Genomic DNA, 24,960 nt, shown 5'->3' with positions numbered 1-24,960 from the left:
CTAGGGTCGCGGATGCCGCGAGCCCCGCGCCTGAGCAACGATTGCTCACTCCGCGCGCCGGCCGCGATCGTGGCACGATGCAGGCATGGCGCAGCCCCGCATCGAGTTCGAGGCCGACGTGTTCTCGCCCACCGGGATCACGCTCCTCGTCGACGGCACCGCGCAGTCGCACGTCGACCCCGACGATCCGACGAGGCTGTTCTTCGAGTACGTGCGGCGCATCGGCCACGTGCTGGACGCGGTGCGCCCCGCGGGCGAACCGATCCGCGCGCTGCACCTCGGCGGCGGCGCCCTCACGCTCCCCCGCTACGTGGCCGCGACGCGACCCGGCTCGGCGCAGGTCGTCGTCGAGCACGACGCGGACCTCGTCGCGGTGGTGCTCGCGCGCCTGCCGTTGCCCGACGACGCCGACGTCGACCTCCGCCTCGCCGATGCACGTGACGCCCTCGACGTGCTCGGCCGGTCCACCGGCGGCCCACGGTTCGATGCCGTCGTCGTCGACCTCTACGCGCGGCTCGAGGCGCCGTCGTTCGTCGACGAGCCTTCATTCATGGGCGGATGCCTCGGGCTCCTCGCACCCGGGGGGCTCGTGGTCGTGAACGTGGCCGACGCGCCAGGGCTCACGCGGCTGCGCGCGCAGGCTCGGGCATTCGCCCGGGCCGACCCCGGCGCGGAGCTGCTCGTCGCGGGCGACCCCGGCGTGGTCTCGGGCGCGGAGGAGGGCAACGCGATCCTCGTCGCGGCACCCGACGGACTCCCCGACGGGGTCGCCGAGCGACTCGCCAGCGCAGGGCCGTTCCCCTCGGCCGTGCTCGCCGGACACCGGCTCGACGCCGCGCTCTGGGGGCCGTGCTGAGCGGATGCGGGCCTGTGGGCGTCGGGCTCCTCGCGGCATGCCGGCATCCAGGGCGGGTAGCGTGGCATCCGTGCCAGAGCTCGAACGCCGCCTCGCCGTGAGCGGCCACGTCGCCCGTCTGGAGGAGTCGCGCTCGGTGCCGGGATCGTGGACGCTGTACGTCGACGGCACCCCGCAGTCCCATGTCGAGCTGGAGCGCCCCGACTGGCTCGGGTTCGAGTACGTGCGGCGTATCGGCCACGCGATCGACCTCGTGCGTCCAGAGGGCGAGCCGATCACGGCGCTGCACCTCGGCGGGGGCGCGCTCACCCTGCCGCGCTACGTCGCGGCCACGCGGCCGGGATCCCGCCAGCAGGTCGTCGAGCTCGAGAGCGACCTCGTCGACCTCGTGCGGGAGCACCTCCCGCTCCCGCGTGGCGCACAGGTGCGGGTGCGGCACGGCGACGCTCGGGAGGTGCTGCAGAAGCTGCCGTCGGGCCTCGACGGCGCGGTCGACATCGCCGTCGTCGACATCTTCTCGGGCGCGCGCACGCCCGCGCACGTCACGAGCGCGGAGTTCTACGGCCTCATCTCACCGCGGCTCGCGCCGGGCGGCATCGTGGCCGTGAACGTCGCCGACGGCGCCGGCCTCGCGTTCGCCCGGTCGCAGGCCGCGACGCTCGCGCACGTCTTCCCGCACCTCGCGATCGCCGCCGACACGTCGATGCTGAAGGGTCGCCGGTTCGGCAACGTCGTGATGTACGCCTCGCACGACGAGCTGCCGTTCGCCGGCCTCCCGCGACGCCTCGCGAGCGATCCGTCCCCCGCGAAGCTCGTCGACGGCGACGAACTCCGTCGCTTCATCGCGGGCGCGCCCGTCGTCACGGATGCCACGGCGGTGCCGTCGCCGCCGCCCGCGCGCTCGGTGTTCCTTTCGAAGCCCGGCCGCTGACGCGCGCTCAGGCGTGACGGAAGCGCACCTCCTGGCCCGGGCGGAGCTGGGCGACGGCGTCGAGCGAGCCCGGCGCGACGATCGCGATCACCGGGTAGCCGCCGGTCACGGGGCGGTCGGCGAGCAGGATCGTCGGCTGTCCGTCGCCGGCGACCTGCATCGATCCCGGCACGGTCGCCTCGCTCGCGAGCTCTCCGGTGCGGCGTCGCCCGAGCGGGGGGCCGACGAGCCGGGCGCCGATGCGGTCGGCGTGCTCCGAGAGCCGCCACGGGCGTTCGAAGAGCGCCGTGCCCGCGGCATCCGTGAACCAGTCGGCGCGCGGGCCGGGCAGCACGGCGAGCGTCACCGAGCCCTGCGCGGGAGGGAACGCGACGTCCTGGTCGACCACGGGCACGGATGCCGCGGGCTCCGCGCCGATCTCGAGCGCCTGCCCGGCGACCATCGGTTCCGGTCCGAGGGCGGCGAGCGTGTCGCGCGAACGCGACCCGAGCACGGCGGGCACGTCGAGCCCTCCGCGCACCGCGAGCAGGTAGCGGATGCCGCGCGCCGCCGTGCCGAGCTCGAGCACCGCGCCGTCGTGCGCCCGCGCGGCCGTGTACGGCGGCACCGGCCGCCCGTCGAGCATCACCGGGCCCCACGCCCCCGTCACCGCGAACCACGCCTCGCCCTCGAACCGAGCACGGAACCCGCCCACGAGGAGCTCGAGGGCGGCGGCGCCGTCGGGGTTGCCGACGAGCCGGTTCGCGAGCGCCAGGGCGCCGCGGTCGAGCGCACCGGATGCCGCGACACCGAGGTGGGCGAGGCCGGGTCGTCCGAGATCCTCCACGAGCGCCGACGCGCCGGGGTGCTCGACGTGCAGGCGGGTCATCCCGCGCCGATCGCCTCGAACCGCACGCGACGGCCGGGTTCGAGCAGGGCCGGCTCGGGTGCCTCGGGATCCCACAGGGTCGCGTCGGTGCGGCCGATGAGCCGCCAGCCGCCGGGGCTCTGCCGCGGGTACACGCCGCTGAATGCCCCCGCGAGCGCGACCGACCCGGCCGGCACGCGCGTGCGCGGCGCGGCGAGCCTGGGCACCTCGAACGGCCAGTCGTCGCTGACGAGGTAGCCGAACCCGGGGGCGAAGCCGATGAACGCGACCCGCCACTGGATCCCGGTGTGCCGCGCGACGAGCGCCTCGGGCGAGACCGCAAGCGCCGCGGCCGTGGCCGCGAGGTCGTCGCCGTCGTACGCGACCGGGATGGTGACAGGGTCGGCGACCGCACCGGCGACGCGCGACACGGCCTCTGCGGGGATGCGCCGCACCCAGGTCGCCGCGGACTCGAGCGGGATGCGCGCGGGATCGACGGACACGAGGATCGTGCGGGCCGCGGGCACGAGCTCGAGGACGCCGGGCCGCGGGTCCGCGGCGAGCGCGTCGTGCAGCGCGAGCACCTCCTCGAGGGAGTCGCACTCGACGAGCAGCGCGGAGTCGCCGCTGGGCAGGAGCCGCCGGCTCATGCGAACGCCCGGATCTCGACGCCGGCCGCCTCGAGCGCGTCGCGCACCGCGCGCGCCATCCCCACGGCGCCCGGGGTGTCGCCGTGCAGGCAGAGCGAGTCGGGGGCCAGCTCGACCCGGCTCCCATCGTCGGCCGTGATCCCGCCGGTCTCGGCGAGCTCGAGGGCACGGTCGGCCGCGGCCGCCGGGTCGTCTACGACCGCGCCGGGCTCGCCACGCGGCACGAGCGAGCCGTCGGCGACGTAACCCCGGTCGACGAACGCCTCACGGGCGAAGCGGAGGCCCGCGGCATCCGCTGCCCGCTCGAGCGCGCTCGATGGAGGTCCGAGCACCGGCAGGGTGGCGTCGTACCGCGCGATCGCCTCGGCGAACGCGTGCGCGGCGGGCTCGTCGGCCGCGAGGCGGTGGTAGAGCGCACCGTGCGCCTTGACGTAGCGCACGCGGATGCCGGCGCCGCGGGCGACCCCGTCGAGGGCGCCGAGCTGCACGAGGAGCTCTGCGGCGATCTCGGCCGGGCTCGTGTCGAGCGCGCGACGGCCGAAGCCGACGAGGTCGCGGTAACCGGGATGCGCGCCGAGCGCCACGCCGTGCCGTGCGGCGCGCCCGGCGCTCTCGGCCATCGTGAGCGGGTCGCCGGCGTGGAAGCCGCACGCGACATTCGCGCTCGACACGATGGCGAACATCGCCTCGTCGTCGCCGACCCGCCACGCCCCGAAGGACTCGCCGAGGTCGCTGTTCAGGTCGATCACCGGCTGCATCCTCCCATTCTGCCGAAGCATCGCGCACACTGGGACGGGGAGGTCGGATGCGGAACGCGGCATGCACCGAGCGCGAGGCCGGCCGGCCGCGCGAACCGGGTCGCCTGCGTACGCACGACCACCCGCGCACGCACGACCACCCGCGCACGCACGACCACCCGCGCACGCACACGGCCACACGCGCCGCCGTCCGCGCCGCAATGGTCACGACCGCCGCCGCGCTCTGCCTCGCCCTCGCCGGATGCCTCGCGCCCGCGCCCGAGCGCAGCACCCTGCCGTCGACGCCCCCCGGCACGCCGACCCCGTCGATGCCGCCGGCGACGCCGACGCACACGGGTCCGCCGCCGGTGCTGCAGCCGTCGGGCGGCGTGGAGGTCGTGGCCCAGGGCCTGCAGGCGCCGTGGTCCATCCTGCGGCTGCCCTCCGGAGGCGTGCTCGTGAGCGAGCGCGACACTGCGAACGTCGTCGAGGTCTTGGGCGACGGCTCGCTCCGGGTCGCCGCGACCGTGCCCGGCGTCGTGCCGGGCGGCGAGGGCGGCCTGCTCGGGCTCGCCTTCCTCCTCGGCAACGGCGAGCGACCCGCATACGTGTACACGTACTTCACCGCGGCATCCGACAATCGCATCGTGCGGATGCCGCTCACCGGCGCGCCCGGCTCGCTCGGCCTCGGCGCCCCCGAAGACGTCCTCACGGGCATCCCGAAGGCCGGCAACCACAACGGAGGCAGGATCGCGTTCGGGCCGGACGGCTTCCTCTACGCGACCGCGGGCGACGCAGGCAACAGCGCCGCCGCACAGGACCCGAACTCGCTCTCGGGCAAGATCCTGCGGATGACGCCAACCGGCCGACCCGCTCCCGGCAATCCGTTCGGCAACTACACGTGGTCGTTCGGCCACCGCAACTCGCAGGGCCTGGCCTGGGATGCCGCGGGCGAGATGTGGGCGGCCGAGTTCGGCCAGAACACCTGGGACGAGCTGAACCGGATCACCCCGGGCGCGAACTACGGCTGGCCGCTCGTGGAGGGCCAGGCCGGCGACCCGCGGTTCGTCGACCCGGTGATGCAGTGGTCGACGGCCGAGGCCAGCCCGAGCGGGCTCGCGATCGTGGGCGACACGCTGTTCCTCGCGGCGCTGCGCGGCGAGCGGCTGTGGTCGATCGCCCCGGCCACCTCGGGGGCCGCCCTCTCGTCGACGCCGTGGTTCGTCGGGGAGCTCGGGCGCCTGCGCGACGTCACGGCGGGCCCCGACGGCGAGCTCTGGTTCATCGGCAACAACACCGACGGGCGCGGCGTGCCCTCCCCCGGCGACGACAAGCTGTTCCGCGTGCGGCTCGCGCCGACCTAGCGATCACCGCCGCGACCGGCGCGTCGCACTGCGGATCGGGACCGCGAAAAAACGCTCCCCGTTCGGGGGTCACCGCCTCCGCCCGCGGGCCCACAGCCGGGTCTATCCTCATCCCATGGCGGATCTCGAGCGCGTGCGACGGTGGGCCGAGGCGCTCATCGTGCTGCACCTCGATCCGCGAGTGTGGAGCTTCGGCTTCGACAACGCGAAGAAGCGCGCCGGTCTCTGCAACTACACCGCGAAGCACATCTCGGTGTCGCGGTACCTCGCCGTCCGGTACGACGACGACGAGATCCACCAGATCCTGCTGCACGAGGTCGCGCATGCCATGGCGGGGCCGCGAGCCGGGCACGGACCGAAGTGGGCGACCATCGCAATGGACCTCGGCTACGTCGGTCGCCGCACCCACGACGGCGACGTCGCGCACGAGCTCGCGCCGTGGGTGGGCCGGTGTCCCGCGGGCCACGAGCATTTCCGCTACCGTGAACCCCAGCGCCCCCTGAGCTGCGGCCTGTGCCGTCGTGGATTCGACCGGGCGAACCTCATCGTCTGGCGTCATCGCGAGATCACGCCGGTGGTGCGGCGGCGGGCCGCGAGCGCGGCCGCCGGCTGAAGCGCCGCCTCGGCCGGGCGGCCGGAACGCATGCCCGCCCGCGCATGCGCTGCCCAGGCGTGCGGATGCGGCATCCGTAACCAGCTAGGATGGTTGCATGCCCGTATCCACCGTGTCCATCCCCGTCGGGCAGTGGTTCACCTCGGTGGAGGGCACGCGCTGGTGGTTCGACTCGGGCTCGTTCGCCCTCGACTTCGCATACACCGGCGCGCTCGGCGGCATCGGCGACGGCGCTGCGTCGGAGCGCCTGCACGCGCCCGACGACCTCACCGCGTGGCTTCGCGAACGCTTTCCGGTGGCCGTCGGCGCCGCCCGCTCGCGCGACCTCTTCGACGCGACCTCGTTGCGCGGCGCAATCGGGCGGATGGCGCAGTCCGCCGCCCACGGCGAGCCCGCGCGTTCGGCCGACATCGACCTCGTGAACCTCTACGCTGCGACGCCCGACATCCCGCCGGCACTCGCAGGGGGCTCCCGCCAGGCAGGCCGTTCGGTGCAGACCGTCGGCCAGGCGCTGTCCACCATCGCCCGCGACACGGTCGACCTATTCGACCCCGCCAACGCCGAGCGGATCCGGGAGTGCAACGGCGGCGACTGCACCATGGTCTACCTCGACACGTCGCGGGCGGCGACCCGCCGGTGGTGCTCGATGCAGCGCTGCGGCAACAGGGCGAAGGTGCGTGCGCACCGGGCCCGCAGGGCCGGGCAGGCCGTGGCCTGAGCCCGGCAGCGGTCATCGCGATCGGACGGCCCCGGCCAGCCCGGGCGTTAGACCCGGAACATGCCGTCGCGGAACTCGGGCACCTCCTCGGAGGCGTCGACCCCGGTCGCGGACCGCACCTCGGGGCGTCGGCCCGCTCCGACGAGTTCGACCGCGCTTCCCGATGCGCCGATCAGGTGGGTGGCGGCGTGCCGGAGGCCCTCGAACGCCGCGCACGCGACGGCGGCCTCGGGCGACGTGTGGTCGATCCCGAGTGCGATGAGCGCGTCGACGACGGCGCCCGCGCCGAGCTGGTCCTCGATAGCGAAGCGGAGCCCGCCGCCGGTGTCCTCGCCGGCGGCGACGATCGCGACCATCATCCGCTCCCCGCGCTCCTCCTGCAGAGCGCGGACGCGCCGGGCCACCGCGGTGCGATTACGCAGCGATGCCGCCAGCACGACGAGGTCGCGGGCGGCGAGCGTCGTGGCGATCGCCTCGCCGTCTGGCGACGGCAGCACGTCGACGATCACGACGACGTGCGCTCTCGGCAGGATGCGCTCGGCACCCTCGGCGCCCCAGTCGAGTCGGACCTGGTACTTCGCCTGGCCGAACGGCGTGCTCGAATCGCTCACCGCGACAGGCTAACCCGCCGCCCGAGCCCGCAAAGGTCGAATCCCTGCGGCCCCTCGGCGGCGTCTGCAGGAACTTCCGCCCAACACGCCGCTCACACCACCCGTGTGGGAGACGCGTGTCGCGCGGAAGTTCCTGCATTCGGCCGTGTGGCCCGCAGCCGGGCGCGCCCGCGGCCCGGTGGTGCGGCAGGTGCGGATCCGCTACCTGCCGCCGCCCATCGTGTCGAAGGAGGCGAGCGCCTCGGCGTCGCTGGCCCGGGACGCGGCCCGGCGGGCGGCGTCGAGCGCGGCCACGGGGTCGGGCTCCTGGCGGGCGATCACGAGCTGCCGTTCGGCCTCGGCGAGTCGTGTGCGCGCGTCGGCGCCGATGCGGGCGCCACCCCGTTCGATCGCGGCGCGGGCGACGCGTGCCTGGCTCTCCGCGATCGCGATCGCCCCGCCGAGCGCGCCGCGCGCGCCGTCGAGTCGCCCCTGGGCATTCCGTGCGGTGGCGCGGGCCACCTCCAGCCGATCGCGTGCCGCGCGCAGCCGGTCCCGGTCGGCGAACGGATCGGCCGCGGCATCCGCACGAGCCGCCAAGATCGCCGACGCCTCGCCGATCGCAGCACCCAGGGCCGCCTGCGCCGCCGCGTCCTCCTGCCTGTCGCGTTCCTGCCGGGCAGCCACGAGCTCGCCGTCGAGCGCGGCGGCCGCCTCGGCGGCACCGGCCTGCGCGGCGGCCAGCTCCAGCTCGGCTCCCTCCACCTGGGCGAGGTCGCGCGACGCCCTCCCGAACAGGTCGGCCGCGTCGCCGAGCAGCTCGGCCGCGGGCTCCGACCGGGCGAGGCGTCGCTCCACCTCATCGAGCGACGCCGCCGCTCCGGCCAGCGCGGCGTCCAGGCGCGAGGATGCCCCGTGCGCCTGGCCGAGCGCCGAGGGCGAGAAGCGGGTGGCGAGGCGGTCGAGCGCCGCGGCGGCGGCATCCCGACGACGTGCGAGCCGAGCCGCATCCTCGCGGAGCGCGGGAACACCCTCGCTCGCGTCGCGTTCGACCCGCCGACGTGCGGTGAGCGCAGCCTCCGCCTCGCCGATCGCCCGGAGCGCCGACTCGCAGAGATCGACGATGCGCGCGCTCCAACTGCGGCGTTCGGCCGCCGTATGGTGCTCGGCGTCGTCGAGCCGCTGCTGCAGCAGGAACGCCTCGCGAAGCCGCGCCCGCGCCGTCTCGAGCGCGTCGCGCACGTCGCGTGCGACCACGGCACCGAACTGCGCCTCGGCGAACGCGACCTCGCGATCCGCCTCGCGCACGGCGGTGTCGGCCTGCACGATCAGGCCCTTGGCGCGCACCTCGAGCGCACGGCCCTCGTCGAGCGCGGCGCGCTCCCGTCGCACCCCGACGCGGCGGAACCCGACGACGCCGACGACGACCGCCATGGCCGTGGCGCCGAAGACGACGAGGGAGGGCAACCACCAGAATCCGTCGGCCATGTGCCGGAGTCTAGGACGTGCCGGTGCGTTGCGGCTGGGCATTCGGGTCCATCCCCGCGAGGCTCGGCGACGCCGCACGGGCGCCATGAATCCACCGGAGGTCCTTGGCAGTCGCTGCCACGCGTCCTACTCTCGGCTCATGCGGGTCCTGCTGAAACTCACGCTCGATTGCACGCCGGATGCCGCGTGGCGCGCGCTCCGGAGCCCGGCGGTGCTGCGCGAGGTGGTCGCCCCGTGGCTTGACTTCTCCTCCCTCGAAGACGGCGGCCTGCCTACGACGTGGCCGGAGGGGCAGCACCGCGTGCGCGCCCTCGCGTTCCGCCGCTTCCCGGCGGGCGACGAGCTCGTCGACGTGAGCTACCCCGGCGGCCTGCCGACGGGCGTGCGGATGCTGCGCGACGGCGGCGGCGCGCTCACCGGCCCGCTCGCCGTGTTCGAGCGGTGGGACCACCGCATGGCGATCTCGGAGCTGCCGGACGGCCGCACGCTCTACCGCGACCAGCTGCTCGCCCGTGCGGGCGCCGTCGACCTCGTCGCGTGGTATCCGACGTGGGCGTTCTGGCAGTGGCGGGGCATGCGGCTCCGGCGCCTGGCCCCCGGCTGGTCGTACGACCCGCCCGGGACCGCGGATGCCGCGGCCTCCGCACACGCAGCAGGCCACGCCGCGGGGGTGCCCGTATGAGCGACTCCATCGGCGCCCTCCAGCTCGCGGACTGGCGCCGCCGCGTGTTCGGGCTCTACGCGGGCGTGCGGCAACTGTGCATCCACGACCCCGCGGCGGGCCACGAGCTCTGGAAGTCGGGACGCGACGAGCTCTTCGCGGGGCATCCGCAGTCCCCGCTCCTGCCCGACGACCGGGCGAGGTTCACGGGCCTCAGGGTTCCGCGCTACGACCCCGATTGGCGGTTCGAGCTCGAGGTGCGCCGAACCGAGGAACCCGTGCGCATCACGATCGACAGCGCCACGGACGGCCCCATCCCGTTCTCCCTCGTGGGCACGGTGCGCGTCCCGTACCTCGGCACGCTCGACGTGTGGCGCCTCACCGGGTACGGCGGCGGCCTGTTCGTGCCCGTGAAGGACGGCCTCGCCGGCGCGCCCGGCGGCACGTACGGCGGCGGGCGCTATCTCATCGACACCGTGAAGGGCGCCGACCTCGGGCCGGGCGCCGACGGCGACAGCCTCGTGATCGACTTCAACTTCGCCTACAACCCGTCGTGCGCCTACGACCCGTCGTGGTCGTGCCCGCTCGCGCAGCCGGGCGACACGCTGCGGGAGGAGATCCCGGTGGGCGAGCGGATGCCGCGCTGAGCACGGTTCCGAGACGGCGCTTCGCGCCTCCTCACCCTGCACGCAGGGACCGTGCAGCGGCATCCGCTATGCTGGCCCATGGCGAGCGCGACGAACGCGCCCGCCTGCGTCGTAGAAACGCTTCCGGGCACTGTGCTTGCTGCAGGGGCCCGTTGACTCTCATACGGCGAACGGATGCGCCGACCGGCGCCTTCGCCCATTCCCACCGCCGGGTCCCGAGATCGCCGCAGCGCGTCGTCTCGACCAGCGATGGTTCCCTGCCTGAAAGGCACCAGTGACCGACACCACCTTCAGCACGCTCGGCGTGCCCGCTCCGCTCGTCGCGGCTCTCGCCGCCGACGGCAAGACCTCCCCGTTCCCGATCCAGGTCGACACCCTGCCCGACACGCTCGCCGGGCGCGACGTGCTCGGCCGCGGCAAGACCGGCTCGGGCAAGACCCTCGCCTTCTCCATCCCCATGGCCGCCCGCCTCGGCGGCGCGCTTGCCGGTGGGAAGCGCCGCCCCGGCCGCCCGCTCGGCCTCGTGCTCGCGCCCACCCGCGAGCTCGCCACGCAGATCGACGCGGTGCTCGCACCGCTCGCCGCCGCCTACGGCATGAAGACCACCACGATCTTCGGCGGCATCAGCCAGAAGCGCCAGGTCGACGCGCTGCGCGCCGGCGTCGACATCGTCGTCGCCTGCCCCGGTCGCCTCGAGGACCTCATGCAGCAGGGCCACGTGACCCTCGACGCCGTCGAGATCACGGTGCTCGACGAGGCCGACCATATGGCCGACCTCGGATTCCTCCCCGTCGTCACCCGCATCATGGCCAAGACGCCCCAGGGCGGCCAGCGCCTGCTGTTCTCGGCGACGCTCGACAACGGCGTGGACAAGCTCGTCAACCGCTTCCTGCAGAACGAGGTGCTGCACTCGGTCGACGAGGCCACCTCGCACGTCGCCGCGATGACCCACCACGTGTTCGAGGTCGACGACGTCGACGCCAAGAACGAGCTCGTGAAGACCCTCGCGTCGGGCACGGGCCGCCGAATCCTGTTCATGCGCACCAAGCACCACGCGAAGAAGCTCGCGAAGAAGCTCACCGAGCAGGGCATCCCCTCGGTCGACCTGCACGGCAACCTGTCGCAGCCGCAGCGCGACCGCAACCTCGCCGCCTTCGGCGACGGCTCGGTCAAGGTGCTGGTGGCCACGGATGTCGCGGCGCGCGGCGTGCACGTCGACGACGTCGAGCTCGTGATCCACGTCGACCCGCCCACGGAGCACAAGGCGTACCTGCACCGCTCGGGCCGCACCGCCCGCGCCGGCAGCGAGGGCGACGTAGTCACCGTGTGCCTGCCCGCGCAGAAGCAGGACCTGAAGACGCTCCTCCGGAAGGCCGCCATCACCGTGACGCCCGAGCGCGTGACCGCGGCGTCGCCGTCGGTGACGACGCTCGTCGGCGACGTCGCGCCGTACGTCAAGCCCGTGCCGCGCGAGCAGCAGCAGGGCGGCGGTGGACGGTCGCAGGGCGCGAACGCCCAGCGCAAGCGCGCCGCGCGCGATGGCCAGCAGGCCGGTGCCGGCCTCGGCGGCGAGGCACGTCAGGGCCAGGGTCGCAGTCGCGGCCGCGGCCAGTCGGATGTCGCCCCCGCGACGCCTCGCCGCGACCGCTCCGGCCGTCCGGCCGAGGCGAAGGCGCACGCCCCGAAGCACGGCGCGGGCCACAGCCGCGGCGCGCAGACCTCGGGCGCGCAGCGCGGGGCATCCGCTCGCTCGACCGCGAAGCAGCCGCTCCGCGTCGGCAGCCTCGTGTCGCCGTCGCGGAGCACCCGCACGAACCGTCGCGCGCAGGGCTGACCCCCGCGTCGAACGGCCCCGATGAGCTCGCTCATCGGGGCCGTTCGCGTACGCGCACCCTCGTCGACCGACGCGTTCCCGCGGGCACGTGTCGTGCGCTCCCCGGCGCTGCCATGATGGGCCGAGTCCGGCCGGTTCGGCATCACTGGGCCCTTGCAGGCGCTCGCGCCGAGCGGGAAGGATCGCCCGGCGCTCGATTTCGTGTCGCGCGCGCGCTGGCTTAGCCTCGGAACATGAGCACCGATGTTGTTGCCGAAGTCGTCGTCCGTCCCATCCGCGATTCCGACGTCGAGGCCCTCGGCCGGGTCCACGCGACCTGCTGGCACGAGACGTACGACCACTTGATCAGCGCAGCCGCATTCGAGCACCTCTCCCCGCGTCGCATGGCGGAGCTCTGGACCCACATGGCCGCCCGCGGCGAGGAGTACAACCAGTTCGCGGCCCTCGTCGACGGCGAGATCGTCGGCTTCGTCGGGTCGGGGCCCGCGCGCGACGAGAATCCGCCGCGCGAACGCGAGCTCTTCTTCATCTACCTCCTCGACGCCTACCACGGCACCGGCATCGGACAGAAGCTCTTCGACGCCGCGGTCGGCAGCGACCCCGTGTATCTCTGGGTCGCCTCCGACAACCCCCGCGCGCATCGCTTCTACGAGCGCAACGGCTTCACCGCGGACGGCGCCGAGCAGGTGCAGCCGTTCCTCGGCGAGGAGATCCACGAGGTGCGCCTGGTCCGCTGAGGACCGACCCGGATCCGGGGTTCCGGTCGTCGGCGGTCGTCGCTAGCGTGAGGCGAGTCGGCGTCGTTCGCCGACGGATGCCACGGGAGGATCTCCGATGACCGACGCCGCTGCGCACCCCGCACTCGACGCCCTCGCCGCCAGCCTCGGCGACCGGCTCACGTTCCCGGGCGATGCCCGATGGGACGCGGTGCGCTCGCCGTGGAACCTCGTGATCGACCAGCACCCGGCTGCCGTCGCGGCGCCCGCCGACGTCGCTGAACTGCAGGCGCTGCTCGCGGCCGCGCGCGCCGACGGGCTCGAGCTCGCCGTGCAGCCGAGCGGGCACGGGGCATCCGGCACGCTCGACGGCACGGTGCTCGTCCGTACTGCGGCCTTCGACCGCATCGAGGTGGACGTCGCGGCGAGGGTCGCCCGCGTCGCCGCGGGCCTCGAGTGGGGCCGGGTGCTCGACGCGCTCGCCGGCACGGACCTCATCGCGATGACAGGCTCGAGCGTCGTGGTGAACGCCACCGCCTTAACGCTCGCCGGCGGACACTCGTGGTTCAGCCGGGCGTTCGGCTTCGCGTCGAGCTCGCTGCGCGCCGTGGAGCTGTTGACGGCCGACGGGCACCACCGCTGGCTCCGCGACGCCGACGACCCCGAGCTGCTGTGGGCGATGCGCGGCGCGGGCGGCGCCTTGGGCATCGTCACGGCCATCGAGATCGACCTGCACCCGGCGCCGGTCATCACCGGCGGCCGCATCGTCTTCGCCCCGACGGATGCCGCCGCGGTGTTCCACGCGGTCATGGAAGCCGGTCGCGGCGCACCCGACACCCTGGCGCTGCAGGCGGGTGTCGTGCGCATCCCCGATGTCGAGCAGGCGCCGCCCGAGCTGCGCGGGCAGACCATCGTGACAGCCGAGTTCGCCGAGCTCGGCGCCTCCGACGAGGTGCGCGCGATCCTCGACGGCATCCGCGGCGCCGGCACCGTCGTGGCCGACACGGTCGGTCCGGTGGCGGTCGAAGACCTCGGCGGCATCGCCGAGGAACCCACCGACCCCTCGCCCGGGTTCAGCTGGTCGGTGTTCGCCGCCCTCGACGACGCCGCGCTCGACCGGCTGTTCGCCGCGTGGGAGTCGCCCGCCGCGCAGCCGATCATGGGCCTGTCGATGCGGGTGCTCGGCGGAGCCCTCGCCGCGGCGCCCGTTCGCCCCGGCATCGCGGGCGCCGTCGCAGAACCGCACGTCGTGAGCGGGCACGCGATCGGCGTGCCCGCGGCCGCCGAGGCCGTGCGCCAGGGATATGCGACGCTTCGGGCGGCGCTCGGGCGCGCGGCATCCGACCGCACGTTCTGCACCTTCCTGGCACCGCACGTGGGGTACTCGGGCGCGTACGCCGAGTCCGACGTGGCGCGCGCCGCGAACGTCAAGGCCACGGTCGACCCCGAGGCTCGCTTCCGCGGCAACCGCGACTTCACGTGAGCGCGGCCGCGCCGCGGTGGCGCGCTACGGTGATCCGATGAGCGTTCCCGTGATCCTGGACGTCGACACGGGCGTCGACGACGCACTCGCCATCCTGTTCGCGGTGCGGCATCCGGGTGTCGACGTGCTCGGCATCTCGTGCGTGGCGGGCAACGCTCCGCTCGCCCAGGTCGTCGACAACACCCTCCGCATCCTCGACGCGGCGGGCGCACCCGCGATCCCCGTCGCCGCCGGCGCCGTTCGCCCGCTGCTCGAGCCTGCACGTGCCGCTCGGCACGTGCACGGCGCCGACGGACTCGGCGGCATCGCCCTGCCGCCCACCCGGCGCCGGGCGGAGCAGGCAGGCGCCGTGGAGCTCATGCGCCGGCTCATCCTCGAGCACGACCGGCCGGTGACGCTCGTGGCGCTCGCACCGCAGACCAACCTCGCCCTGCTGCTGCGCACCCATCCAGAGGTCGCGGGCAACCTCGAGCGCATCGTGTTCATGGGCGGCTCTGCGAGCGTCGGAAACGCCACCGCCGTCGCCGAGTTCAACGTGTGGCACGACCCCGAGGCGGCCACGATCGTGCTCGACGCGAACGTGCCCACCTATATGTACGGGCTCGACGTGTTCAACCGCGTGGCGGTCGACCACGATGTCGCGGTGGCGCTCGAGCACGGCGACGACCCGCTCGCCCGGGTCGTCGGGGCGCTGCTCGGCCATCGCGTGGCTCTTTCAGAGGACGAACTCGCCGAGTACACCGGGCTCATCGGCGATGCCGGTGCCGTGTGCTCCATCGTCGACCCGCTCGCGCTCCGCACCGAGGTGCGGCCCGTGCGTATCGAACTCGCCGGCTACGGGCGCGGGCAGACGCTCGTCGACCTGCGTTTCTCCCCCGGCCGGGACGACGCACATGGCCTCGCCGACGGCTGGACGAACGTCGAGGTCGCGCTCGCCGTCGACGCCGAACGCATCGCGCGCCTGTTCCTCGACACGCTCGGGGCTCGCGCCTAGGCGTGGGCGTGTCCGACCGCGGGCAGTGGCCGATGAGCCGCACGGCACGCGTGCCGGCTTCCTTCCGGCTCGAGCCGCCTTGGGGATGGATGCCTCTCCGCAGCATCGGTCGAATAGTAGGCACTCGACAAATCGACAAGTCGACAAGTCGACAAGTCGACAAGTCGACAGGTCGACAGGTCGACAGGTCGACCGATGCTGCGGAGAGAAACCCGCTCGATCGATGGCAGGTGCAGACGTGGACGATCGAGGCCAGTCGAGGGGACGGCAGCGGCGCCGCCTGCGGGCCCGGTCGACTAGTGGAGCGCACCCACCGACGCCAGTGCCTGCCTGAGCAGCACGCCGCGGCCGCCCTCCATCTCGGCGGCGATGCTCTCGGTGACCGCTTCGTCGGGCGTCATCCAGGTCACCTCGAGGGCGTCCTGGCGCGGCTCGCACGTGCCCGTGACGGGCACGACGTACGCGAGCGACACCGCGTGCTGGCGCTCGTCGGTGAACGGCGAGAGGCCCGGCAGCGGGAAGTACTCTGCGACCGTGAACGGCACCGGGCTCGCAGGCAGCAGCGGGAACGCCATCGGCCCGAGGTCCTTCTCGAGATGCCGGAACAGGGCGTCGCGGATGGTCTCGCCGTACATGACCCGCCCCGAGACGAGCGTGCGGGTCATCTCGCCCACGGCGTTCGCGCGCAGGAGCATCCCCACCTCGGTCACCTGCCCGAGCCCGTCGACCCGCACCGGCACCGCCTCGACGTAGAGCAACGGCAGGCGGCCGCGGATCTCCGCGAGCTCGAGGTCGGTGAGCCAGCCCGGGTTCGTCGGCGGACGCACGGCGGGCTGGTCGTCGGGATTCCAGTCCGGGTCCGGGGTGCGAACGCTCATGCCTTGATTCTGCCTCACGAAGTCGCCCGTGCACAGGCGGGTACGCTCGAAGGCGGGCGTGCGGGACCGGCCGGCTCGCGGCATCTGCAGCCCCGAGCGGAGGACCCATGCCCGAAGTGCGCGTCGACGACGAAGCCGTGCTCTGGTCGGCCTCCGCGACCGACCGCGAGGGTCGACCGCTGCTGCTGCTCCTGCACGGCTACAACTCGAACGAGGGCGACCTGTTCGGCCTCGCGCCCTACCTGCCGCTGGAGCCCGCGATCGCATCGCTGCGCGCGCCGATCGCCTCCGACTACGGCTATGCGTGGTTCCCCCGCGTCGTCGACCACGACACGGGCGACGTCGGGTTCGAGGGCGCGGTCGACACGGCCGACGCGATCCTGGCATGGCTCGACCGCGTCGCTCCCGATGCCAGCCCAGTCGGGCTCCTCGGCTTCTCGCAGGGGGCGGCGATGGCGCTCGAGCTCCTGCGCCGCGCACCGGAGCGGTTCGCCTTCGTCGTGAACCTCGCCGGGTTCGCGCTCGGCGGGGAGCGCGAGGGCGATGAGCGGATGTCGCAGCTCGCCCCGCCGGTGTTCTGGGGCCGCGGCGCGGCCGACGAGGTCGTGCCGGCCCGCATGGTCGAGCAGACCCAGATGTGGCTGCCCGCGCACTCGACGCTCGACGAGCGCATCTACGAGGGCATCGGGCACTCGGTGTCCGACCGCGAGCTCGCCGACGTCTCGGCGTTCATCCGGGCGCGATTCGCGCCCGCCGCCTGAGGTCGCGCGAGCGCGACGACGGCCTGGCGAACGGTCGTCGGATGCCGCGGGTCAGACGCCCGCGCCGCCTCCGCCGCCACCCGCATGGCGCGCCGCCCGCTCGGCGTCGCGCTCGGCGACACGGCGCTTCTCGGCGCGTACCGCGGCCTGGGTCGCACGTTCCTGCACGAGCCACTGCGGCGGCGCCACGAGCAACGCCTTGATCTCGGCGGTCGTGAGCGGCTCGGTGACCCCGCCCCGGGCGAGCCCCGAGTTCGACACGCCGAGCTTCGCGGCGACGACGGTGCGGGGGTGGGGGCCCTCGCGGCGCAGCACCTGCAGCCACTCGGGCGGGTCCGCCAGCAGCGCGTTCAGCTCGTCCCGGGTCACGACGCCCTCCCGGAAGTCCTCGGGCGCCGCCTCGAGCAGGATGCCGAGCTTCTTGGCGGCGGTCTCGGGTTTCATCGACTGGGACTGGCTCACCCTCACACCGTAGCCCGCTTGTGCGGCGTCCGCGCACGGGTCCCAGCCGCCGCCGTCGCTAGGCTGTGGGGAGGCCGCGAGCGGCCGCAACTGGGACGGGGGCGCCGTGACGCTGAGGCTCCGCTATGTCGCGGGGGTGAGTCCCGCGAAGTGGCTGCGCGTCTGGGCCGAACGCCGGCCCGACCTGCCCATCGAGGCGGCACGCGTCGAGCAGGTCGAGCAGCTCGCCGAGCTGCTCGACGGCGGGGCGGATGTCGCGTTCGTGCGCCTGCCCGTCGACGCCGACGGCCTTCACGAGATCCCGCTCTGGGAGGAGGTGGCCGTGGCCGTGCTGTCGAAGGACCACGCGCTCGCCGAGGCGGAGTCGCTCACGCTCGCCGACCTCGCCGGTGCGCCGATGGCGCCGCTGCAACCCGACGCGGCCGTGACGGTCGAGCTGGTCGCCGCGGGCACCGGCTACGCGATCCTGCCGCACGGCGTCGCCCGACTGCATCACCGTCGCGACGTCGTCGCGATCCCGCTGACGGATGCCCCGACCACCCGCATCGCGCTCGTCTGGCGCGTCGACCGCGACGATGCCGACATCCAGGAGTTCGTGGGTGTCGTGCGAGGCCGCACGACCCGGAGCTCGCGCGGGGAGGCGGCGGAGGCAGAGGCAGAGGCGGCGGCGAAGGCGGCACCCGCTTCGAAGAGTGCGAAGAGCGCCGCGGGCGGAAAGGGCACGAAGGCCGGCGGCCGAGGCCGCGGCGCGGGGCGCGGGGCATCCGCTCGAACGGGTCGAACGACCCGCAAGCGCGGCGGACGCGCCCGATGAAGCCGTTCCTGTTCCTCTCGGCGCGGCCCGAGGTCGAGGCGGTCGGACCCGAGTACGAGTCGGTGCGCCGCGCCCTCGGCGTCGACGCCGCGCGCCTCGAGCACGTGCGGCTCGACGTGGAGCCGCTCGACGACCTGCGACTCGAGGACGTGGCCGGAGTGGTCGTGGGCGGCAGCCCGTACAACGTCGTCACGCCCGAGGACCAGAAGCACCCGGTGCAGCGCCGGGTCGAGGCCGACCTCGCCCGGCTGGCCGAGGCAGCCGTCGAGCGCGACCACCCGCTGCTCTTCACGTGCTACGGCATCGGCGTGCTCACCCGCGTGCTCGGCGGCACGGTCGGCACGCGGTGCGGCGAGCCGACCGCCGCGGTCGAGATCACCCTCACCGCCGACGGCGTCGCCGACCCGCTCGTGGGCGTGCTGCCCGAGCGCTTCGACGCGCTCGTCGGCCACAAGGAGGCGACCGAGCGGCTGCCGGTCGACGCCGTGCTGCTCGCGTCATCCGCCCGATGCCCCGTGCAGGTGTACCGCATCGGCCGCCACGTGTATGCGACGCAATTCCACCCCGAGGTGTCCGCGAGCGACTTCATCGCCCGCGCGGAGGTGTACCGACACCACGGGTACTTCCCGGCGAGCGAGCTGCACGCGGTGAGCGAGCGGCTCGCCGCGGCATCCGTCACGGAGCCGCAGCGGATGCTTCGGCGCTTCGCCGAGCTCGCCGACGCCTGAGCCGCGCGGCCCGGCGCGGCCGGCGCGGCCCGGCGGGCACGCTCACGCGGGCAACGCCGGCGGCAGCGGAAACGTGCGCCGGAGCACGAGACGCTGCCCGAGGGTCCACGCGACGGTCACGAGCAGGTACAGCGCGGCGGCGAGCGGCACGAACACGGCGACCACCGCGGTGAGGAACTGCAGGAGGCCGAGCATGCGCACCATCGCGGCGGAGCCGAGGAGCGCGGCGGGATCCGGCGACTTCGCGGCATCCGCCGAACGAGTCGCCGCCGACGCGGGCGCAGCATCGCCGGCCGGCCGCGGCCGGAACGCCCGCCGCGTGAGCTCGCCGACGAGCGCGATCGACACGATCACCACGCCGAACACCGCGAGCGCACCGGGCGTGAGCGTGCCCGCCGCGATCGACCCTGCGAGGCTCGACCCGAGCGGCACGCCGAACAGGGTCTGCTCGAGGAGCGCGTTCGGGTGCCCCGCGATGGTGGGCAGGATGAAGAGGGCGTAGATCACGCCGACGATCGGCGCCTGGATCAGGAGCGGCAGGCATCCGGCGAACGGCGAGGTGCCGTCGGCGGCATACAGCGCCATCGTCTCGCGCTGGAGGCGCTCCGGGTCGTTCGCGTGGCGTCGGCGGAGCTCGGCGAGCCGTGGGGCGAGCCGGGCCCTGGTGCGCTCGGCCTTCGCCTGGGAGATGCCGACGGGGATGAGCGCGGTACGCACGAGCAGCGTGACGAGTACGACGGCCGCGGCGGCGCTCGATGTGCCGGCGAGCGGTTGGAGCACGTCGGCGAGCCCCATGAGCAGGGCGTGCGCGCCGTCGAGCAGGGCGGCGAGGGGTGGGAAAGCATAGAGGTCCATGAGCGTGTCCTTGCGGTCGAGGGATGCGGGATCCGTCTGGCCGCGAAGGGCGCAACCGTCGACCGGCACGCCTCGTCGTGCGAGGCGTCGAGTGCCGTCGGGTCGCGAGTCGCTACGCGGCCGGGATGCCGCGTCCGGGTGCCCTCGGCCGCGGGCGTCCGGCCGCGTCGGGGTCGCTCTGCGCGAGGAGCCGCCCCGGGTCGGCGGTCTGCCGCAGCCGCGTGGACGCGCCGCTCCGATCGGCGGCGACCAGCACCGGGACGGCACGCCACGTCGTCACGACGATGGCGACGGCCGCGGCGCCGAGCGCCGCGACGAGGAGCACGCCCACCTGCGCGTCGGCGGCGACCGCGAGCTCGAGGGCCGCCTGCACGAAGCGGAGCAGGGCGATGAACGGCTCGAACACGTCCGCTCCCTTCGCTCGCTACCGGTCGACAGGCTCACGCTAGCACCGCGCCCTGAACGCGATCGAGCGGATGACGCGACGTCGCGCCATCCGCTCGATGCGTTGCGTTGGTTCAGGTGGTGCTTCGACGGCTGCCCCGCGTGATGAGACCCCAGATGAGCAGCACGATGATCGAGCCGCCGATGGCGAGCAGCCAGGTGCTCAGGTCCCAGAACTGATCGAGTCCGACGTTGAACAGCAGGCTGCCGATCCAGCCGCCGAGCAGTGCGCCGACGACGCCGAGCAGCAGCGTGACGAACCACCCACCGCCCTGCTTGCCGGGCAGGATCAGCTTGGCGATCACGCCGGCGAGCAGCCCGAGGATGAGAAATGCGATGAAACCCATGCGCGCTCCTTCGAATTGGGGTGCCTCACGAAACCATGCCTGAGTGATCGCCGCAACCCCTTGCCGCGCCCGGTATTCGCGCCCTGCCGCATGAGGTCGGTCACGGCGATGCGGGCCCCCTCCGCGCATTTCGTTCACGCGGGTGAAACGTGGCGGCATGTTCGTGAAATCTACATCTCCTATGGTCGCGGGGAAGCACCCCTTCCTGCGCTGCGCTGCGCGAACCGGATCCGCACCGCAGCCGGTTCGACGGCGCTCCGCCACCTCATCCGAAGAGTGGAGACCGATCACATGTCATTCCGATCCCCCGGCACCCGACGCGCCCGCCGCATCGGCGCCGCCGCCCTCGCCGCCGCCGCGGCCGTGACCCTTGCCGCCTGCGCCTCCGGCGGCTCGTCCGCCGCAGAGGGTGATGCGGCGAGCGCCGACCTCGGCGAGCTCACGCTGCAGCTGTCATGGATCAAGAACGAGGAGTTCTCGGGCGAGTTCTTCGCCGACTCCGAGGGCTATTTCGAGGAAGCCGGGTTCTCGTCGGTGAACCTCGTGCCAGGTCCGTCGACCGGCGTGGCCGAGCTCGTGTCGGGCAGTGCCGATGTCGCCTTGAGCGATGCCGTCTCGACCGGCGCCGCGGTCGCGAACGAGCAGGCCCCGGTGAAGATCATCGGAACCACCTACCAGAAGAACCCCTTCACCATCCTCTCCCTGAAGGACGGTGGCAACATCGCCACGCCCGAGGACCTCAAGGGCAAGAAGATCGGCGTGCAGGACTCGAACACCAGCCTGTTCCTGGCGCTCCTCGCTGCGAACGGCATCGACGAATCCGAGCTCACCATCGTGCCCGTGCAGTACGACCCCGCGCCGCTCACGAACGGCGAGGTCGACGGATTCGTCGCCTACCTCACGAACGAGTCGATCACGGTCGCCGCCGCGGGGAACGAGACGGTCGACCTGCCGTTCGCCGACAACGGCCTCCCCTTCGTCGCGGAGACGTTCACGGTCACCGACGAGGCGATCGCGAGCGACCGCGAGAAGCTCAAGGCGTTCCTCTACGCCGAGATCCTCGGCTGGACCGACGCGGTGAACGACCCCGAGGAGGGTTCGCGGCTCGCCGTCGAGGAGTACGGCAAGGACCTGGACCTGAACCCCGAGAACTCGATCGCCGGTGCGGTGAAGCAGGCGGAGGAGCTCGTCGTCTCCGACGACACCGTCGCGAACGGGCTCTTCACCATCTCCGACGCGCTCCAGTCCGAGACGATCGACAGCCTCGCGGGTGCCGGCATCGACGTGAGCGTCGACGACCTCTTCGACCTCAGCCTCCTGGCCGAGGTGTACGAGGAGCACCCCGAGCTCATCGAGTACATGAAGTAGTCGAACGGAACACGTGAGGAACACGGGAACGTGACGTACGAGCAGACGGCCGGTGTCCAGGAGCAGTCCCTGGGCACCGGCCTGCAGATCACCGGCCTGAACAAGGTGTTCACGATGGGACGGCGCAGCGTCGTCGCGCTCCAGGACGCGAACCTGCACACCGAGCAGGGGAGCTTCCTGTCGCTGCTGGGTCCGTCCGGGTGCGGCAAATCGACCATCCTGCGGATCCTCGCCGGACTCGAAGACCCGTCGAGCGGCACGACGCGTGTCGACGGCAAGAACCCGAAGGAGCTGCGCGCGGCCAACGAGCTCGGCATCGCGTTCCAGGACTCGGCGCTCCTGCCGTGGCGAAGCGTGCTCGCCAACATACGCCTGCCGTTCGAGGTGGCCGGCGTGCCGGTCGACCACGACTACGTGCGGGAGATGATCGATCTCGTCGGGCTCAAGGGGTTCGAGAAGGCGAAGCCGGCTCAGCTGTCCGGCGGCATGCGCCAGCGAGCCTCGATCGCCCGTTCCCTGATCCTCAAGCCCTCGGTCCTGCTGTTCGACGAGCCGTTCGGGGCACTCGACGACATGACGCGCCAGAAGCTGAACCTCGAGCTGCTGCGCATCTGGACCGAGAAGCCGGCGACGACGCTGCTCGTCACGCACGGCATCTCCGAGGCGATCTTCCTCTCCGACCAGGTCGCGGTCATGAGTCCGCGACCTGGCCGGGTGAAGGAGGTCATCGACATCGACCTTCCCCGCCCGCGCACGCCCGAGATGCAGCGCACCCCCGAGTTCCACGCCTACGTCGACCACGCCTCCGAGCTGCTCTTCGGGCAGGGCGGCGCGGCCGTCGACGAACACTGAGGAGCACGGAGTGAAGACGTATCGACTGCCGCCATGGGCGACCGGCGTGCTCGGCGGCGCCGCGCTCATCGCCATCTGGTGGATCAGCGCGCTCACGGTGTTCTCCAACACGGGGGCGGGTGCGAACCGCGCTGTCCCCACGCCGCCCGAGGTCATCGCCGGATTCGCCGAGAGCGGCTTCGAGTTCTACTGGCGCAACTTCTCGGTGACGCTCGTCGAGGCGGCGCAGGGCTACCTGTGGGGCAACGGCATCGCCCTCCTCCTCACGGCGATCGTGCTGCTCGTGCCGCGCCTCGAGGGAGCCGTCATGCAGCTCGCGATCATCACGTACTGCGTGCCCATCGTCGCGATCGGACCGCTCGCACTCATCATCATCGGGGCACCCGCCGCAGGCCAGCCCTCGGGCACCGCGGTCTTCCTCGCCGCGCTCAGCGTCTTCTTCACGACGGTGGTCGGCTCCCTCCTCGGCCTCAAGGCGGCGGACACGGCGAGTCTCGACCTCGTCACCGTCTACGGCGGCTCGCGGCTCACGCAACTCGTGAAGGTGCGGGTCATCGCGGCCCTGCCGCACATCCTGAACGCCCTGCAGATCGCGGTGCCTGCGGCATTCCTCGGCGCCGTGCTCGGCGAGTTCTTCGGCAAGGTCGAGCTCGGCGTGGGGCCGGCGATGATCGCGGCGCAGCAGGGCCTCGACGCGGCCCGGGTGTGGGGCATCGCGCTCGTGTGCGGCGCCGTCGCCCTCCTCGGCTTCGCGCTCGTGGGGCTCGTCGCCCGTGCCGTCGCGCCGTGGTCGCGCGGAAGGAGCGACTGAGATGGCGGTCACCACCATGACCCAGCTCAACGCCGTCGTCGAGCTCCGCAGGGAGGTGCGCGCCGAGTCGATGCGATCCGTGCTCCGCGCACTCGGCACGAGCGTCATCACCTTCCTCGTGACGATCGTCTCGGTGATCGTGCTGTGGGTCGGCGTGCTCTGGGTCTTCGACGTCTCGCCGTACATCGCCAAGGGTCCGGTGGACGTCTGGAACTACCTGTTCACCGTCCCCGACGCGGCGGCCAACCGCGCGGAGATCGGCGGCAACCTCGTCGTCACGCTCGGCGACGCCCTCATCGGGTTCGTCGCCGGACTCACGGTCGCCCTCGTCGGCGCGATCGTCTTCCAGCTCTCGAAGGGGATCGAACACGCACTCATGCCCGTCGCGATGCTGCTGCGATCGGTGCCCCTCGTCGCGATGGCGCCGGTCATCATCATGATCTTCGGTCGCGACGCCTGGAGCGTGGCCGTGATCGGCGGCATCGTCGTGCTGTTCCCGGCGCTCGTCAGCATCGCATTCGGCCTGAAGTCGGCCTCCCCGCAGATGCACGACGTCGTCACGGTCTACGGCGGCACTCCGTGGACCGCGCTCCGAAAGGTCGCCCTCCCCTCGTCGTCGCCGTCGTTCTTCGCCGCCGTGCGCATCTCGGTGCCCGGCGCCATCACCGGCGCACTCCTCGCGGAGTGGCTCGCAACGGGCGAGGGTATCGGCGGCGCCGTCGGCGGGTACATCGCCCAGGCGCAGTTCTCCGCGTTGTGGACGTCGGTCGTCGTGGTCACCGCGGTGTCGCTCGTGCTCTACAACGTCGTGCAGATCGCCGAGAACGTCGTGCTCGCGCGCATGGGCATGCACCCCGACAAGCGCGCCTGACGTGCCGACGAGAGAACAGTCGACGTCGGAGACGGATGCCGCAGCGCTCCGCCTCGGCACGCACATCCGCCGACTCCGACGCAGCAGGGGGGACACCCTCGTGCAGCTCGCCGAGCGCACCGATCTCTCGCACCCGTTCCTCAGCCAACTCGAGCGCGGGCTCGCGCAGCCGAGCCTCTCCTCGCTCAGGCGCATCGCCGTGGCGCTGGGCACGAGCCCGATCGAGCTCGTCGCGGCGGCCGAAGTCACGGCCGATCCCACGACAGATCCGCCGGCGGTCGAGGTGCGGCGCGCGGGCGATGCGGCGCCCGGTGTCGCAGGCTTCGCGGAGGGCAGTGCGCGCCTGCTCGCCCACAGCGACCGGCCGTTCCACCCGCTGGAGTACACGTCCGACAACGATTCGCCCGGCGAATACTACGAGCATGCAGAGGACGAGTTCCTCTACGTGACCTCGGGCCCGGTCGTCGTCGACCTCGACGGGCGGCTCGAGTTGCTCGAGACCGGCGACTCCGTCTACTACGCGGGCGGGGTCCGCCACCGGTGGTGGTCGGAGGTAGGCGGCTACCGGCTGTTCGTCGTCAAGGAGCGGCCGCGCGGGTTCGGCGCCGGCCGGCCGGCAGGGGCGCGCCCCTCCTGAGCA

The 24,960-nt window shown here is 73.2% G+C and carries 29 protein-coding genes; 19 read left to right on the top strand and 10 right to left on the bottom strand.

Going from position 1 to position 24,960, the window contains the following annotated elements; translation table 11 throughout:
- The first annotated feature begins 85 nt into the window (after nt 1-85).
- Complete coding sequence (locus tag ASG80_RS22195; protein ID WP_056734862.1) at nt 86-856, top strand: spermidine synthase; 771 nt, start codon at nt 86-88, stop codon at nt 854-856.
- Nucleotides 857-926: 70 nt separating this feature from the next.
- Entirely contained in the window at nt 927-1,787 is an 861-nt protein-coding gene (locus ASG80_RS22190; protein WP_235508447.1) for a spermidine synthase, read from the top strand.
- Between the two features lie 7 nt (nt 1,788-1,794).
- Here the strand turns inward: ASG80_RS22190 and ASG80_RS24055 are convergent, their stop codons facing one another.
- From ASG80_RS24055 to ASG80_RS22175, 3 genes are read right to left on the bottom strand one after another with little or no spacing between them, the layout of a single operon-like run.
- Entirely contained in the window at nt 1,795-2,655 is an 861-nt protein-coding gene (locus tag ASG80_RS24055) for a biotin-dependent carboxyltransferase family protein (protein ID WP_056734858.1), read from the bottom strand.
- Nucleotides 2,652-3,284, bottom strand: coding sequence for an allophanate hydrolase subunit 1 (locus ASG80_RS24050; RefSeq protein WP_056734856.1), 633 nt, complete (start codon nt 3,282-3,284; stop codon nt 2,652-2,654). Before ASG80_RS24050 ends, ASG80_RS24055 begins: the two co-directional genes overlap by 4 nt.
- Nucleotides 3,281-4,042, bottom strand: a complete 762-nt coding sequence (locus ASG80_RS22175; RefSeq protein ID WP_056734853.1) for a LamB/YcsF family protein — start codon at nt 4,040-4,042, stop codon at nt 3,281-3,283. Before ASG80_RS22175 ends, ASG80_RS24050 begins: the two co-directional genes overlap by 4 nt.
- 47 nt (nt 4,043-4,089) lie before the next feature.
- Here ASG80_RS22175 and ASG80_RS22170 point away from each other — a divergent pair, with 47 nt between their 5' ends.
- The 3 genes from ASG80_RS22170 (at nt 4,090) to ASG80_RS22160 (ending at nt 6,716) form a co-directional block, all read left to right on the top strand.
- A complete protein-coding gene (locus ASG80_RS22170; protein WP_082590884.1) occupies nt 4,090-5,385 on the top strand; it encodes a sorbosone dehydrogenase family protein in 1,296 nt (431 codons plus the stop codon).
- Nucleotides 5,386-5,500: 115 nt separating this feature from the next.
- On the top strand, nt 5,501-5,998 hold the full coding sequence (locus ASG80_RS22165; protein WP_056734852.1) for a SprT-like domain-containing protein: 498 nt from the start codon (nt 5,501-5,503) through the stop codon (nt 5,996-5,998).
- 97 nt (nt 5,999-6,095) lie between these two features.
- Nucleotides 6,096-6,716 carry an ABATE domain-containing protein gene (locus tag ASG80_RS22160; RefSeq protein ID WP_056734849.1) on the top strand — a complete coding sequence of 207 codons (621 nt, stop codon included), beginning with the start codon at nt 6,096-6,098 and terminating at the stop codon, nt 6,714-6,716.
- Between the two features lie 47 nt (nt 6,717-6,763).
- On the opposite strand, the gene ASG80_RS22155 is transcribed toward ASG80_RS22160, so the two are convergent.
- Complete coding sequence (locus tag ASG80_RS22155) at nt 6,764-7,327, bottom strand: 2-phosphosulfolactate phosphatase (protein ID WP_056734847.1); 564 nt, start codon at nt 7,325-7,327, stop codon at nt 6,764-6,766.
- 201 nt (nt 7,328-7,528) lie between these two features.
- The gene (locus ASG80_RS22150) at nt 7,529-8,794 is read right to left on the bottom strand and encodes a hypothetical protein (RefSeq protein ID WP_056734846.1); all 1,266 of its coding nucleotides are present in this window, start codon (nt 8,792-8,794) and stop codon (nt 7,529-7,531) included.
- 139 nt (nt 8,795-8,933) lie between these two features.
- On the opposite strand from ASG80_RS22150, the gene ASG80_RS22145 reads away from it, so the two are divergent.
- From ASG80_RS22145 to ASG80_RS22120, 6 genes are all read left to right on the top strand, one after another.
- Entirely contained in the window at nt 8,934-9,476 is a 543-nt protein-coding gene (locus ASG80_RS22145; protein WP_056734843.1) for a hypothetical protein, read from the top strand.
- Entirely contained in the window at nt 9,473-10,102 is a 630-nt protein-coding gene (locus ASG80_RS22140; RefSeq protein WP_056734841.1) for a DUF1684 domain-containing protein, read from the top strand. The genes ASG80_RS22145 and ASG80_RS22140 overlap by 4 nt, the downstream gene beginning before the upstream one ends.
- A gap of 274 nt (nt 10,103-10,376) precedes the next feature.
- The gene (locus ASG80_RS22135; RefSeq protein WP_056734839.1) at nt 10,377-11,936 is read left to right on the top strand and encodes a DEAD/DEAH box helicase; all 1,560 of its coding nucleotides are present in this window, start codon (nt 10,377-10,379) and stop codon (nt 11,934-11,936) included.
- Nucleotides 11,937-12,169: 233 nt separating this feature from the next.
- Complete coding sequence (locus ASG80_RS22130) at nt 12,170-12,673, top strand: GNAT family N-acetyltransferase (protein WP_056734837.1); 504 nt, start codon at nt 12,170-12,172, stop codon at nt 12,671-12,673.
- 97 nt (nt 12,674-12,770) lie between these two features.
- Nucleotides 12,771-14,135, top strand: coding sequence for an FAD-binding oxidoreductase (locus ASG80_RS22125; protein ID WP_056734835.1), 1,365 nt, complete (start codon nt 12,771-12,773; stop codon nt 14,133-14,135).
- 37 nt (nt 14,136-14,172) lie between these two features.
- Nucleotides 14,173-15,129, top strand: a complete 957-nt coding sequence (locus ASG80_RS22120) for a nucleoside hydrolase (protein WP_056735038.1) — start codon at nt 14,173-14,175, stop codon at nt 15,127-15,129.
- 296 nt (nt 15,130-15,425) lie between these two features.
- On the opposite strand, the gene ASG80_RS22115 is transcribed toward ASG80_RS22120, so the two are convergent.
- Nucleotides 15,426-16,007 carry an NUDIX hydrolase family protein gene (locus ASG80_RS22115; RefSeq protein ID WP_056734833.1) on the bottom strand — a complete coding sequence of 194 codons (582 nt, stop codon included), beginning with the start codon at nt 16,005-16,007 and terminating at the stop codon, nt 15,426-15,428.
- Between the two features lie 107 nt (nt 16,008-16,114).
- Between ASG80_RS22115 and ASG80_RS22110 the strand changes: the two genes are divergently transcribed.
- Nucleotides 16,115-16,768, top strand: coding sequence for an alpha/beta hydrolase (locus ASG80_RS22110; protein WP_056734831.1), 654 nt, complete (start codon nt 16,115-16,117; stop codon nt 16,766-16,768).
- Nucleotides 16,769-16,819: 51 nt separating this feature from the next.
- Here the strand turns inward: ASG80_RS22110 and ASG80_RS22105 are convergent, their stop codons facing one another.
- Nucleotides 16,820-17,212, bottom strand: coding sequence for a DUF5997 family protein (locus tag ASG80_RS22105; RefSeq protein WP_056734829.1), 393 nt, complete (start codon nt 17,210-17,212; stop codon nt 16,820-16,822).
- A gap of 124 nt (nt 17,213-17,336) precedes the next feature.
- On the opposite strand from ASG80_RS22105, the gene ASG80_RS22100 reads away from it, so the two are divergent.
- Together ASG80_RS22100 and ASG80_RS22095 are read left to right on the top strand one after the other, a co-directional pair.
- Nucleotides 17,337-18,044: a LysR family transcriptional regulator substrate-binding protein gene (locus ASG80_RS22100; RefSeq protein ID WP_056734827.1), complete on the top strand. Its 708-nt coding sequence runs from the start codon at nt 17,337-17,339 to the stop codon at nt 18,042-18,044.
- On the top strand, nt 18,041-18,772 hold the full coding sequence (locus ASG80_RS22095; RefSeq protein ID WP_056734825.1) for a glutamine amidotransferase: 732 nt from the start codon (nt 18,041-18,043) through the stop codon (nt 18,770-18,772). Before ASG80_RS22100 ends, ASG80_RS22095 begins: the two co-directional genes overlap by 4 nt.
- Nucleotides 18,773-18,814: 42 nt before the next feature.
- Here ASG80_RS22095 and ASG80_RS22090 read toward each other — a convergent pair whose 3' ends face one another.
- The 3 genes from ASG80_RS22090 to ASG80_RS22080 form a co-directional block, all read right to left on the bottom strand.
- Complete coding sequence (locus ASG80_RS22090; protein WP_056735036.1) at nt 18,815-19,627, bottom strand: membrane protein insertase YidC; 813 nt, start codon at nt 19,625-19,627, stop codon at nt 18,815-18,817.
- A gap of 112 nt (nt 19,628-19,739) precedes the next feature.
- Complete coding sequence (locus ASG80_RS22085) at nt 19,740-20,033, bottom strand: DUF6412 domain-containing protein (RefSeq protein WP_056734823.1); 294 nt, start codon at nt 20,031-20,033, stop codon at nt 19,740-19,742.
- A gap of 112 nt (nt 20,034-20,145) precedes the next feature.
- Nucleotides 20,146-20,418, bottom strand: coding sequence for a GlsB/YeaQ/YmgE family stress response membrane protein (locus tag ASG80_RS22080; RefSeq protein WP_056734820.1), 273 nt, complete (start codon nt 20,416-20,418; stop codon nt 20,146-20,148).
- Between the two features lie 291 nt (nt 20,419-20,709).
- On the opposite strand from ASG80_RS22080, the gene ASG80_RS22075 reads away from it, so the two are divergent.
- From ASG80_RS22075 to ASG80_RS22055, 5 genes are all read left to right on the top strand, one after another.
- The gene (locus ASG80_RS22075; RefSeq protein WP_056735034.1) at nt 20,710-21,786 is read left to right on the top strand and encodes an ABC transporter substrate-binding protein; all 1,077 of its coding nucleotides are present in this window, start codon (nt 20,710-20,712) and stop codon (nt 21,784-21,786) included.
- Nucleotides 21,787-21,900: 114 nt separating this feature from the next.
- Nucleotides 21,901-22,638: an ABC transporter ATP-binding protein gene (locus ASG80_RS22070; protein ID WP_082590920.1), complete on the top strand. Its 738-nt coding sequence runs from the start codon at nt 21,901-21,903 to the stop codon at nt 22,636-22,638.
- A 10-nt stretch (nt 22,639-22,648) separates the two neighbouring features.
- The gene (locus ASG80_RS22065) at nt 22,649-23,449 is read left to right on the top strand and encodes an ABC transporter permease (RefSeq protein ID WP_056734816.1); all 801 of its coding nucleotides are present in this window, start codon (nt 22,649-22,651) and stop codon (nt 23,447-23,449) included.
- A gap of 1 nt (nt 23,450) precedes the next feature.
- Entirely contained in the window at nt 23,451-24,320 is an 870-nt protein-coding gene (locus ASG80_RS22060) for an ABC transporter permease (protein ID WP_235508446.1), read from the top strand.
- Nucleotide 24,321: 1 nt separating this feature from the next.
- A complete protein-coding gene (locus ASG80_RS22055) occupies nt 24,322-24,957 on the top strand; it encodes a helix-turn-helix domain-containing protein (protein WP_056734813.1) in 636 nt (211 codons plus the stop codon).
- Nucleotides 24,958-24,960 lie beyond the last annotated feature (3 nt).

Origin of the sequence: Agromyces sp. Soil535, assembly GCF_001428255.1 — a bacterium.
Taxonomy (GTDB): domain Bacteria; phylum Actinomycetota; class Actinomycetes; order Actinomycetales; family Microbacteriaceae; genus Agromyces.
Note: the sequence above shows the minus strand (reverse complement) of the source record. Positions and strands in the feature narration are given on the sequence as shown.